The following is an 11,819-nucleotide window of genomic DNA, read 5'->3' as shown; positions in this document are numbered from 1 at the left end:
TCCCCGTGGGGCGGGGGCCCCCCACCCCCCCGCCGCCGCCCCCCCCCCGGGGGGGGGGCCCCGGGGGGGCCGGGGGCCCCCCCGGCCCCCCCCCCCCGGGGGGGGGGGCCGCGCCGCCCCCCCCCGGCGCCGTGGTGTCTGCTGCGACCGCTCAGGCGGTCTGGAGGCTGTCGTCCTGCTGGGGGCCGGGGTGCGCCCGCCCGGCCGGTACGTCCTCGGGGTGCACCCCGAGCAGGGTGTCGGCGACTCTCAGGGCCTGCGCGATCTCACGCGTGCCGGTCATCACACACAGGGTGTAGGTGGCGTCCTCGACGGCGCGGGCCGTGGCGTCGGTGGACCGGCGGGCGTCCTCGATGCGGGCGTCGGCGTAGCGGGCCAGAGCGATGCGCAGGTCCTGCGGAACAGGTGTCAGCACAGCAGGTTCTCCTCGGAGTTCGATCCACATCCGGTGCGGGGGCCACGCTTCCTCGGGTGGCCTCACGCGTGTACCCGCTCACGAGCGGAGTACGCCTCCGCCTGCGTGTGCACCACGGCTCCGCGGCCCCGGCGTTCTACCGTTCTCCGATGCGATCTGTCCCCTGGTGGGTCCTTCTCTCCTCGATGTCCGCCCCCGTCCTCCTCGTCGGCGGCTGGACGGTCTCGGCCGAGCTGCAGGGACCCGGCTACGACCCCGCGACCGCGACGATCAGCATCCTCGCCGCCGACGGGGCGGGCGGCTACTGGGTGATGACGTCGGCCCTGCTCGCCCTGGGCCTGTGCCACGTGGTCACCGCGTGCGGGCTGCGCCCGGCCGCGGCCTTCGGACGGGTGGCGCTGGCCGGCGGCGGACTGGCGGCGATACTGCTGGCGCTGTTCCCGGCGCCGAGCAGCGGTGGCTCCTTCGCCCACGGGGTGGTCGTGGCGGCCGGTTTCGCGCTGCTCGCCCTGTGGCCGGTCCTCGCCGTCCCACGCCACGCCTTCGCGCGGGGGAACGTACCCGGAGGAGGGACCACGTCCTGGACGCGCCCGGCAGGACCGCCGGCGAGAGGGAGGCCGCCGTGGGGACTGCGTCCCGTGCCGTCGGCCACGGCCGCCGCGCTGATGTGGCTGGGCGGCGGCTGGTTCCTGCTGGCCCTGTTCGTGCTGGACACCGCCGGGGCGGCCGAACGCGTCATCACCTTCCTCCAGTCGTTCTGGCCGCTCGCGGTGGTCGTCTCGTGCTTCCGCCACGACGACGGCGAACGGCGCACGGCATGACCCGGCCCCGCCGTCCCGTGGAGTGCGGGAGCCGGCGGGGCCGGGTCATGCGGCGCCGCAGGAGCTACGGCTTGCGGCCCACCGCCACGTAACCCGCGCTGACCACGTCGTCCTGGCCCGGGACCGGGTCGCCGAGTTCGGGATGCCACAACTCGGCTGCCACGATGCCCGGTTCGACGATGTCGAGCGAGGTGAAGAACCGGGCGAACTGATCGCGGCTGCGGGGCGCGAGAGTGAGGGTGTTCGCCTTGTACAGCTCGTCGACCTTGCGCGCCTCCGCCGGATGGAAATCGGCGGTGAGGTGCGAGATCACCACGTGGCTCCCCGGGGCGAGCACCTCGGTGAGCCGGTCCACCAGCTCGTAGGCGCCGTCCTCGTCGCTCACGAAGTGCAGCAGCGAGATCAGCGACAGCGCGACGGGCTCGGCGAAGTCCAGCGTCTTGCCCGCACGTTCGAGGATGGACTCCACGTCCCGCGCGTCCGCCTCCACGTAGTCGATGGCGCCCTCGGGCGTGCCCTTCAGCAGCGCCTCTGCGTGGGCCAGCACGATCGGGTCGTTGTCGCAATAGACGACGCGCGTGGTGGGGTCCTTCTGCTGGGCCACCTGGTGCAGGTTGGGCTCGGTGGGAATGCCCGTGCCGATGTCGAGGAACTGGCGGATGCCCTGGCTCGTCAGCCATCGGGTGGCGCGGTGCATGAAGGCCCGGTTCACCTTCGCCATGATCGGGACCCCGGGCTCGACGGCGAGCATCTGACGGCCCATCGCCTCGTCCACCGGGTAGTTGTCCTTGCCGCCCAGGAACCAGTCGTACATCCGCGCGGGATGAGGTCTGCTGGTGTCGATGCGCAGGGCGGGGGCATCGTGCTCCGGTCGGGACATGGCGGGCTCCAGGGTGTACGCGGCAGCGGATGATCAGCTGTCGAACAGAATAGGGAACGCGAGGCCCGGAAGGGCCGGGGAGGGCCCAACTTGACTGCCGCAGGCGCGTAACGGTTCGGACCTGGCCGGGGAAGAGGGGGCGGCGGACGGGACCGCCGCCCCCTGCGGTGCGGGTGGGGGTGTCAGCTCGCGGTGCAGGTGACGGAGGGCCAGGTCCAGTTGCCGTTGGCCTGGATGGTGGCTCCCCAGTTGTTTCCGCTGCCGTTGGGTTTGGCGGTGAGTACCTGGGAGCTGGGGTAGCTCGCGCTGATGTTCCAGGTGGAGAGGATCTTGGCGGGGGAGGGGACGTTCATGGTGACGGTCCAGTTGCTGGAGCCGGTCACGGCGACGTTGAGGTTGTAGCGGTCGCTCCACTTGCCGCCGGCGGACAGGGTCGCGGTGCAGCTGCCGGTACCGCCCCCGCCGCCACCGGTGCCGCCGCTGTCGGGCGCCACGGCGCGACCGGTCTGCGGGGAGATCATGCCGGAGCAGAGCCCCCGGCTCGCCAGGCCCTGCGCGATACGCGGAATGGCGGCGAGTGTGTTGGCGGCCCAGTCGTGCATGAGAATGACCTGCCCGTCGGTCAGTCGGGCGTTGGCCTGCACGATCGCGTCCGTGCTCGCGCCGTTCCAGTCCTGGGAGTCGACGTCCCAGGTCACCTGGGTCAGACCGTGCGAGGCGGCGACGGACTGCACCGTCGAGTTGGTCTCACCGTAGGGAGGACGGAACAGCTTCGGTGTGCCTCCTCCGCCGGCGGCGACGGCTTGCTGGGTGCGCGAGATCTCGGAGTCGATCTGCGCCTGGCTCAGCTGGGTCAGATGCGGGTGGGTGTAGCTGTGGTTGCCCACCCACATGCCGGCGTCCACCTGGGCGCGTACCTGCGCCGGGTTGGAGGCCGCGTACTGGCCCTGGTTGAACATCGTGGCCCGCAGGCCGTTCTGCTTGAGGGCGTTGAGCAGCCCCGGAGTGCTGGCGGACGGACCGTCGTCGAAGGTGAGCCCGACGTATCCGTTGCAGGCGGCGGTGGAGGCCGCGTGGGTGGGCGTGGCGGCCACGACGGCCGTCGCGGTCATCGCGGCGACGGCCAGCGTGGTGACCACGGAACGTACGGAGAGGTGCGGCACGGTCTGCATGGGGGGTGGATCCTCCTCGTCCTGGTGGGGCATCGGCAGGTCGCCCTGGTCAGGGCGCCGGCAGGTCGAAGGGACCGGAGGGGGCGGAGCCGAGGCCCCGCCCCCTCCGGTGCGGGTGGGGGTGTCAGCTCGCGGTGCAGGTGACGGAGGGCCAGGTCCAGTTGCCGTTGGCCTGGATGGTGGCGCCCCAGTTGTTTCCGCTGCCGTTGGGTTTGGCGGTGAGTACCTGGGAGCTGGGGTAGCTCGCGCTGATGTTCCAGGTGGAGAGGATCTTGGCGGGGGAGGGGACGTTCATGGTGACGGTCCAGTTGCTGGAGCCGGTCACGGCGACGTTGAGGTTGTAGCGGTCGCTCCACTTGTCGCCGGCGGAGAGTGTGGCGGTGCAGCCGCCGGTACCTCCACCACCGGTGTCGCCTCCACCGCCGGTGGAACTGCCCACGGTGATGTTGGAGTTACCGCTGCTCTGGTAGCCCTCGGTCGCCATGATCATGTAGTTGAAGGTGCCCAGGTTCATCCCGTTGCGGGCCCACGCGTCGAAGTGGTTGCCGGTGGTGATGGTGCCACCGGTCCTCTTCGACTGCCGGACGCTCCAGAACTGCTTGAACGTCTTGTTGCCCTCGATGGACGGGGCGTTGACCCGGGTCGTCTCGTAGATGTCGTACGTGCCGCCGTCGCTGGTGACGGTTCCCTTGAAGGTGCCCGTGGGCCGGTAGGTGCCCCAGTTGTCGACGATGTAGTACTCGACGAGCGGGTTTGTCGACCATCCGTAGAGGGTCAGGTAGGCGTTGCCGGAGGGGTTGAAGGTGCCCGAGTAGGTCACGCTCCTGCGCCCGCCGGTGCTCCAGCCCTTGCCGGCGACGAAGTTGCCGGTGTTGCTCCACGAGGTGCTGTAACTGCCCGCGGACGCGAGGTTCATCGAGACCGTGCCGGGGCTGTCGGTCCAGAAGGAGTAGTAGTAGCCGTTGTTAGTGCCGGTCTGGTTCGAGTTCACGACCGTGTCGGCGTTGGCGGTGCCGGGCAGTGCGAGCACGGCCACGGTGGCCATCGCCATGGCGAAGGCGTTGCGGATGAACCGTCTGAAGCGACTGCTCGTACGGCTCGTCGACTGTGCGGGTGCGTCGTTCATGTGCGTGCGTTCCTCCCTGTCCTCGTGGAGCCGGTGGGTTCCGGGCAGCGCGGGACACCCTCTGTGGGGCTGACGGTGAACAAGCGATGACGGCGATCGCGCGCCGGTGACGCGGAACCCGGCCGGAGTGCCGGGCCCGAAGTGGGCCTGGATCGACAGTGGTTGAGGTCTGTCAACGGCGAACAGTGTTGATCCGGGCCCAGGGGGTGTCAATAGTTTCGTCAAGGATTACGAAAGCGTCGGCGACCTTGCGACCAAAGGAGAGTTGCATCAATGCAGATCAGAGGAGCGCATCACCCAGTCCCGACGGGGAAAAACGATGGAGTCGGCGAATGTTGCGAAGATGCGCGACGGACGCTTTCGAAAGTTTCGATGATATTTTCGGGGTGGCCGGCCGTAGGGACGGAGCGGCCCGCGCGTGCGGGGACCGGGACGGGAACGCCGAAGGCCACCGCACATGTCGTGCGGTGGCCTTCGGCGTCGTGAGTGGCCCGGCTACCGGCCCGGGTCCCGGTTCAGATCCCGGAGCGCGGTGTTGAGTTCCAGGACGTTCACCCGGGGCTCACCCATGAAGCCCAGGACGCGGCCGTCGGTGTGCTCCGCCACCAGCCGTGCGACCTGGTCGACGGCGAGGCCGTTGCGCTCGGCGACCCGGTGGACCTGGAGATTCGCGTACGCCGGGGAGATGTCCGGATCGAGGCCCGAGCCGGAGGAGGTGACCGCGTCGGCGGGCACGTCCTCGGGCCGCACCGTGTAGGAGCGGGTGGAGTTGTCCGCCACGACGGCGGCCTTGGCGTCGGCCACCCACGCGACGAGTTCCTTGTTGTCCGCGGAGCGGTTGGTGGCACCGGAGAGGATGAGGGAGTACTCGGTGTTGACGCCGTTGGTGCCCAGGCCGTTCGACGGACGGGGCTGGAACCACGTCAGGTCCGGCTCCGCCGCCTCGTCCGCGTCTTTCGCCGGCAGGTCGTAGCGCTGCCCGATCAGGGACGAGCCGACCGTCCGGCCACTCGCGTCGGTGATCTCGGAACCGTTCGCCTTGTCGCCGAGGAACGCCTGGGCGACGCCGGTGACGGCGAGCGGGTAGAGGACTCCGCAGATGACGGTCAGGACGAGCAGGGCGCGCAGGCCCGCCCCGAGCAGCCGTGCGGTGTTCGTGAGGGAGGTGTTCATGATCGGTCAGCACGTTCCTGTTCAGGCGAGCCCGGGGATGAGGGAGAGGAGCAGATCGATGATCTTGATGCCGACGAAGGGGGCGATCAGCCCGCCGAGTCCGTAGATCCCGAGGTTGCGCCGGAGCATCGTGTCGGCGCCCGTCGGCCGGTACCGGACACCCCTGAGGGCGAGCGGCACGAGGGCCACGATGATCAGCGCGTTGAAGATGACGGCCGACAGGATCGCCGACTCGGGTGACGCGAGACCCATCACGTTGAGCTTGTCCAGGCCCGGGTACACCACCGCGAACATGGCCGGGATGATGGCGAAGTACTTGGCCACGTCGTTGGCGATGGAGAAGGTGGTCAGCGCTCCCCGGGTGATGAGGAGCTGCTTGCCGATCGCGACGATCTCGATGAGTTTGGTGGGGTCGGAGTCCAGGTCCACCATGTTCCCGGCCTCCTTGGCGGCCGAGGTGCCGGTGTTCATCGCCACGCCGACGTCCGCCTGGGCGAGCGCGGGGGCGTCGTTGGTGCCGTCACCCGTCATCGCGACGAGCTTGCCCCCGGCCTGCTCCCGCTTGATGAGGGCCATCTTGTCCTCGGGGGTCGCCTCCGCGAGGAAGTCGTCGACCCCCGCCTCCTGCGCGATCGCCTTGGCCGTCAGCGGGTTGTCGCCGGTGATCATGACCGTCCGGATACCCATTCGGCGCAGCTCGGCGAACCGTTCCCGCATGCCCTCCTTGATCACGTCCTTGAGGTGGACCACACCGAGGACGCGGGCGCCCTCCGCGTCCTCCACCGCGACGAGCAGGGGCGTGCCGCCCGCCTCGGAGATCCGGGCGGCGAGCGCGGCAGCGTCGTCGGCGACGGCGCCCCCGCGCTCCCGGACCCACGCCATGACCGAACCGGCCGCTCCCTTACGGGCCTTGAGACCGTCCACATCCACCCCCGACATACGCGTCCGGGCGGTGAAGGCGACCCATGCGGCACCGGTGAGTTCGTCCCGGTGCCGCGCCCGCAGACCGTACCTCTCCTGCGCGAGCACCACGATCGAGCGGCCCTCGGGAGTCTCGTCGGCCAGCGACGACAGCTGCGCGGCTCCGGCCAGTTCCGCCTCGCCCGTTCCCCGGACCGGCAGGAACTCCGCCGCCTGCCGGTTTCCGAGCGTGATCGTGCCCGTCTTGTCGAGCAGCAGCGTGGAGACGTCACCCGCCGCCTCCACCGCCCGGCCGGACATCGCCAGGACGTTGCGCTGGACGAGGCGGTCCATCCCCGCGATCCCGATCGCGGAGAGCAGCGCGCCGATGGTGGTGGGGATCAGGCAGACCAGCAGAGCGGTGAGCACGATCATGGACTGCCTGGCGCCGGCGTGGACCGCGAACGGCTGGAGCGTCACGACGGCGAGGAGGAAGACGATGGTCAGCGAGGCCAGCAGGATGTTGAGCGCGATCTCGTTGGGTGTCTTCTGCCGGGCCGCACCCTCGACCAGGGCGATCATCCGGTCGATGAAGGTCTCACCCGGCCTGGTGGTGATCCGGACGACGATCCGGTCGGAGAGCACCTTCGTGCCGCCGGTGACCGCACTGCGGTCGCCGCCCGACTCCCTGATCACCGGGGCAGATTCCCCCGTGATCGCCGACTCGTCGACGGACGCCACACCCTCGGCCACGTCGCCGTCGCCCGGGATGATGTCGCCGGCCTCGCAGACGACGAGGTCGCCGATGCGCAGCTCGGTTCCGGGGACCTCGACCTCCTTGTCGCCGTCCAGGCGCCGGGCCGTGGCGCCGGACTTGGCCTGGCGCAGCGTGGCGGCCTGGGCCTTGCCACGGCCCTCGGCGACCGCCTCGGCGAGGTTGGCGAAGATCGTGGTCAGCCACAGCCAGGCCGTGATGGCCCAGCCGAACCAGTCGCCGGGATCCCTGAGCGCCAGCACGGTGGTGACCGCCGAGCCGACGAGCACCACGAACATGACCGGCGACGTGACCATGACGCGCGGATCGAGCTTGCGCAGCGCGTCGGGGAACGACGCGAGCAGCTGCTTCGGATCGAAGAGGCCCCCGCCGACACGGCCCGGTGCGGCGGGACCGGCGCCGGTCATGTCCTCCTGCGGGGAACGGGTGGGGGTGACGGTGCTCATGAGGCGAGCCCTTCGGCGAGCGGACCCAGCGCGAGGGCCGGGAAGTAGGTCAGACCGGTGAGGATGAGGATGGTGCCGACGAGCAGGCCCGCGTACAGGGGCTTGTCGGTCCGCAGGGTGCCCGCCGTGGCGGGGACCGGCGGTTGCTCGGCCAGCGAGCCGGCCAGCGCCAGCACGAAGACGATCGGAAGGAACCGGCCGAGCAGCATCGCGATTCCGATGGTGCTGTTGAACCACTGGGTGTCGGCGTCGAGTCCGGCGAAGGCCGAACCGTTGTTGTTGGCACCCGAGGTGTACGCGTAGAGGATCTCGGAGAAGCCGTGTGCGCCGCTGTTGGTCATCGAGTCGCCCGGAGTGGGCAGGGCCAGGGCCACCGCGGTGAAGCAGAGGACCAGGGCCGGGGTGATCAGGATGTAGCAGGCCGCGAGCTTGATCTGGCGGGTGCCGATCTTCTTGCCGAGGTACTCGGGCGTGCGGCCGACCATGAGGCCGGCGATGAACACCGCGATGACCGCCATGATCAGCATGCCGTAGAGACCGGAACCGACGCCGCCGGGCGCGATCTCGCCCAACTGCATGCCCAGCATGGTGATGCCGCCGCCGAGCCCGGTGTAGGAGGAGTGGAAGGAGTTGACCGCACCGGTCGACGTGAGGGTGGTCGCCACGGCGAAGATCGACGAGCCGGCGATGCCGAATCGATTCTCCTTGCCCTCCATCGACCCGCCCGCGAGGTCGGGTGCCGGGCCGTGGTGGGCGAACTCGGTCCACATCATGAGCGCCGTGAACGCGAGCCAGATCGTGGCCATCGTGGCCAGGATCGCGTAGCCCTGCCGGAGGTTGCCGACCATGCGGCCGAACGTCCGCGTGAGCGCGGACGGGATCAGGAGGATCAGGAAGATCTCGAAGAGGTTGGAGAACGGGGTGGGGTTCTCGAAGGGGTGGGCGGAGTTGGCGTTGAAGTAGCCGCCGCCGTTCGTCCCCAGCTCCTTGATGGCCTCCTGGGAGGCGACCGCCCCGCCGTTCCACTGCTGGGTGCCGCCGGAGAACTGCCCGACCTCGTGGATGCCGGAGAAGTTCTGGATCACGCCGCAGGCCACCAGGACGACCGCACCGATCACCGAGATCGGCAGCAGGATGCGCGTGGTGCCGCGCACCAGGTCCGTCCAGAAGTTGCCGAGTTCCCCGGTGCGCGAGCGAGCGAACCCGCGTACGAGGGCCACGGCGACGGCCATGCCGACGGCGGCCGAGACGAAGTTCTGGACCGCGAGGCCGCCCGTCTGCACGACGTGGCCCATCGCCTGTTCGCCGTAGTAGGACTGCCAGTTGGTGTTCGTCACGAAGGACGCCGCGGTGTTGAACGCCTGGTCCGGGTCGATCGACACGAAGCCGAGCGAGCCGGGCAGGTGCCCCTGGACGCGCTGGAGCGCGTAGAGGAAGAGGACACCCACCGCGGAGAACGCGAGGACACCGCGCAGATAGGCGGGCCAGTGCATGGCGGCCGACGGGTTCGCGCCGATGGCTCGGTAGATCCACTTCTCCGGCCTGTGGTGCTTGTCGGAGGAGTACACCCGGGCCATGTGGTCGCCGAGCGGACGGTATGCCAGGGCCAGCGCGGCTATCAGCGCGAGCAACTGGAGCACACCAGCTGTTACGGGGCTCATATCGGTGCTCAGAACCTCTCCGGGTACACCAGCGCGAGGACGAGGTACGTCAGCAGGGCGACGGCCACGATCAGGCCGGCGATGTCATCGGCGGTCACAGCTTCGTCACCCCCCGTGCGACGAGTGCCACCAGTGCGAAGACCGCGATCGTGGTGGCGACGAAGGCCAGATCGGCCATCGTGAGCTCCTGTGTGAAGTGAAGGGAACCGAATCGGCCGGGGTGGCCGAACTAGAGCAAACCGCGAGGTCAGCCGCGCGTCGCACCCCCTTGACGGGCTCCATACGGACCGGGCGGACTTCTTGACGCGGTCCGTACGCACAGCACGCGCCCTCCGCGAGCCGCGACTCCATCTAGTGCCCTTTGGTATTTGCCTAAGTGGCCTAGGTAAATGCATAATGGGTTCAGTCGAAGGAGAGGGAGCCGGCGTGGCAAGGGTGGGACTGACGGCGGAACGCCTCACGAGGGCGGGGGCGGAGCTGGCCGACGAGGTCGGCTTCGACAAGGTGACCGTGGCGGCGCTCGCCCGGCAGTTCGGGGTCAAGGACGCGAGTCTCTACTCGCACGTGAAGAGCTCCCAGGACCTCAAGACACGGATCGCCCTGCTGGCCCTCGAGGAGCTGGCCGACCGTGTCGCGGCGGCGCTCGCGGGGCGCGCCGGCAAGGACGCGCTGGAGGCCTTCGCGCACGCGTACCGCGACTACGCCCGGGAGTATCCCGGCCGCTACGCCGCGGCGCAGCTCCGCCTCACCCCGGACGAGGCCGCGGCCAGTGCCGGCGTCAGGCACGCCCTGATGACCCGGGCGATCCTGCGCGGCTACGACCTCACGGAACCGGACCAGACGCATGCGGTACGGCTGCTGGGCAGCGTTTTCCACGGCTACATCAGCCTGGAGAGCGGCGGCAGCTTCAGCCACAGCGCCCCCGGTACGGAGGAGACCTGGTCCAGGGTCCTGGACGCGCTCGACGCCCTGCTGCGGAACTGGCCCGCGCCCTGACACGGCCCCTGGGCCCCGCACCGACGTACAGAACCGGAGAACAGCCGAAGATGAGCACCCACCCCGCGCTGATGACCACGCCCCTCACCGGCACGCTCCTGCGCGGTGCGCTCGACCTGGAGCGGACCGCCAACGGTCTGCTGCCGCACCGGCTGCCCGCCCGCGCCCGTGCCCAGTACACCGACGGCCAGCTGGCCATGGCCGAGGCCCAGCCCTCCGGAGTGCGGCTGGCCCTGCGGACCCGGGCGACCGTCGTGGAGCTGGACACGCTGCCCACCAAGCGGGCGTACACCGGTGCCCCGCCCCGCCCCGACGGCGTCTACGACCTGCTCGTCGACGGCCGGCTGGTGGGCCAGGGCACCGTGGCCGGTGGCAACACCCTGACCGTCGACATGGCCACCGGCTCGGCCGAGCTCCTGCCCGGACCGGTGGGCACCCTGCGCTTCAGCGGGCTGCCCGCGGATCCGAAGGACGTCGAGATCTGGCTGCCGCACAACGAGGCCACCGAGCTGGTCGCCCTGCGCAGCGACGCCCCCGTGGAGCCGGCGCCCGACCGGGGCCGCCCCGTGTGGCTGCACCACGGCAGTTCCATAAGCCATGGCTCCGACGCCGCGAGCCCGAGCACCACCTGGCCCGCACTGGCCGCCTCCCTCGGCGGTGTGGAGCTAATCAACCTGGGCCTCGGCGGCAGCGCACTGCTCGATCCGTTCACCGCCCGCACCCTGCGGGACACCCCCGCCGATCTGATCAGCGTGAAGATCGGCATCAACCTGGTCAACACCGATCTGATGCGCCTGCGCGCGTTCACCCCGGCCGTCCACGGATTCCTCGACACCATCCGCGAAGGCCACCCCGCCACCCCCCTGCTGGTCGTCTCGCCCATCCTGTGCCCCATCCACGAGGAGACCCCAGGCCCGAGCGCGCCGGACTTCAGCGCGATGAGCGCGGGCCGGCTGAGCTTCCGTGCCGCCGGCGACCCCGCCGAGACCGCCGCCGGAAAGCTCACCCTGGGCGTCATCAGGGACGAGCTCGCCCGCATCGTCGCGCAACGGGCGGCCGAGGACCCGCATCTGCACCACCTCGACGGCCGCGAGCTCTACGGCGAGGCGGACAGCGCCGAACACCCCCTGCCGGACGCCCTCCACCCCGATGCCGCCACCCACCGCCGCATGGGGGAGCGCTTCGCCGAGCTGGCGTTCCGCGCCGGCGGCCCTCTGGCCTTCGTGGCCGGCTGACCGCGCGGGGCTCCCGAAACCGCTGTCGCGCCCCGCCCTCCAGGCGTACTGTCCTGTGCGGAGAGTGACCCACGAGGAGCTGAGGCATGCCCGGTAGTCCGAGCACGCGCTGACGTCTCAGGCCGTCATCGGCCCGTCATCGCGTGCTGCCCCGTTGCGCGGCACAGCGATCCTTCCTGCCCCGGACCTCCGACGGTGCCCGCCGTCCGTCCGGGACGC

11 protein-coding genes are annotated in these 11,819 nt (G+C 70.3%); 3 read left to right on the top strand and 8 right to left on the bottom strand.

Annotation, left to right across the window (positions count from 1 at the left end; all coding sequences use genetic code 11):
- Nucleotides 1-151: 151 nt before the first annotated feature.
- Complete coding sequence (locus ACFY8O_RS18340) at nt 152-415, bottom strand: DUF5133 domain-containing protein (protein ID WP_387903514.1); 264 nt, start codon at nt 413-415, stop codon at nt 152-154.
- 149 nt (nt 416-564) lie between these two features.
- Between ACFY8O_RS18340 and ACFY8O_RS18335 the strand changes: the two genes are divergently transcribed.
- Nucleotides 565-1,236, top strand: a complete 672-nt coding sequence (locus tag ACFY8O_RS18335; protein WP_387903511.1) for a DUF998 domain-containing protein — start codon at nt 565-567, stop codon at nt 1,234-1,236.
- 64 nt (nt 1,237-1,300) lie between these two features.
- Here ACFY8O_RS18335 and ACFY8O_RS18330 read toward each other — a convergent pair whose 3' ends face one another.
- From ACFY8O_RS18330 to kdpF, 7 genes are all read right to left on the bottom strand, one after another.
- On the bottom strand, nt 1,301-2,116 hold the full coding sequence (locus tag ACFY8O_RS18330; protein ID WP_387903510.1) for an SAM-dependent methyltransferase: 816 nt from the start codon (nt 2,114-2,116) through the stop codon (nt 1,301-1,303).
- A gap of 182 nt (nt 2,117-2,298) precedes the next feature.
- Entirely contained in the window at nt 2,299-3,288 is a 990-nt protein-coding gene (locus ACFY8O_RS18325) for a polysaccharide deacetylase family protein (RefSeq protein WP_387903508.1), read from the bottom strand.
- Between the two features lie 124 nt (nt 3,289-3,412).
- On the bottom strand, nt 3,413-4,339 hold the full coding sequence (locus tag ACFY8O_RS18320) for a glycoside hydrolase family 11 protein (protein ID WP_167526270.1): 927 nt from the start codon (nt 4,337-4,339) through the stop codon (nt 3,413-3,415).
- 570 nt (nt 4,340-4,909) lie between these two features.
- Entirely contained in the window at nt 4,910-5,587 is a 678-nt protein-coding gene (locus ACFY8O_RS18315; protein WP_387903506.1) for a potassium-transporting ATPase subunit C, read from the bottom strand.
- A 21-nt stretch (nt 5,588-5,608) separates the two neighbouring features.
- Nucleotides 5,609-7,708 carry a potassium-transporting ATPase subunit KdpB gene (kdpB, locus tag ACFY8O_RS18310; protein ID WP_387903503.1) on the bottom strand — a complete coding sequence of 700 codons (2,100 nt, stop codon included), beginning with the start codon at nt 7,706-7,708 and terminating at the stop codon, nt 5,609-5,611.
- On the bottom strand, nt 7,705-9,369 hold the full coding sequence (gene kdpA, locus ACFY8O_RS18305) for a potassium-transporting ATPase subunit KdpA (protein ID WP_387903501.1): 1,665 nt from the start codon (nt 9,367-9,369) through the stop codon (nt 7,705-7,707). The genes kdpB and kdpA overlap by 4 nt, the downstream gene beginning before the upstream one ends.
- Before the next feature lie 8 nt (nt 9,370-9,377).
- The gene (kdpF, locus tag ACFY8O_RS18300) at nt 9,378-9,467 is read right to left on the bottom strand and encodes a K(+)-transporting ATPase subunit F (protein ID WP_145811384.1); all 90 of its coding nucleotides are present in this window, start codon (nt 9,465-9,467) and stop codon (nt 9,378-9,380) included.
- A 328-nt stretch (nt 9,468-9,795) separates the two neighbouring features.
- On the opposite strand from kdpF, the gene ACFY8O_RS18295 reads away from it, so the two are divergent.
- On the top strand, nt 9,796-10,365 hold the full coding sequence (locus ACFY8O_RS18295) for a TetR/AcrR family transcriptional regulator (RefSeq protein WP_387903498.1): 570 nt from the start codon (nt 9,796-9,798) through the stop codon (nt 10,363-10,365).
- Nucleotides 10,366-10,415: 50 nt separating this feature from the next.
- On the top strand, nt 10,416-11,600 hold the full coding sequence (locus ACFY8O_RS18290; RefSeq protein ID WP_145811388.1) for a GDSL-type esterase/lipase family protein: 1,185 nt from the start codon (nt 10,416-10,418) through the stop codon (nt 11,598-11,600).
- The last annotated feature ends 219 nt before the right edge of the window (nt 11,601-11,819 follow it).

Source organism: Streptomyces argenteolus, from assembly GCF_042902585.1.
GTDB classification, from domain to species: Bacteria; Actinomycetota; Actinomycetes; order Streptomycetales; family Streptomycetaceae; genus Streptomyces; species Streptomyces argenteolus.
The sequence above is the reverse complement of the archived record's forward strand: the minus strand, read 5'-3'. Positions and strand labels throughout refer to the sequence as shown.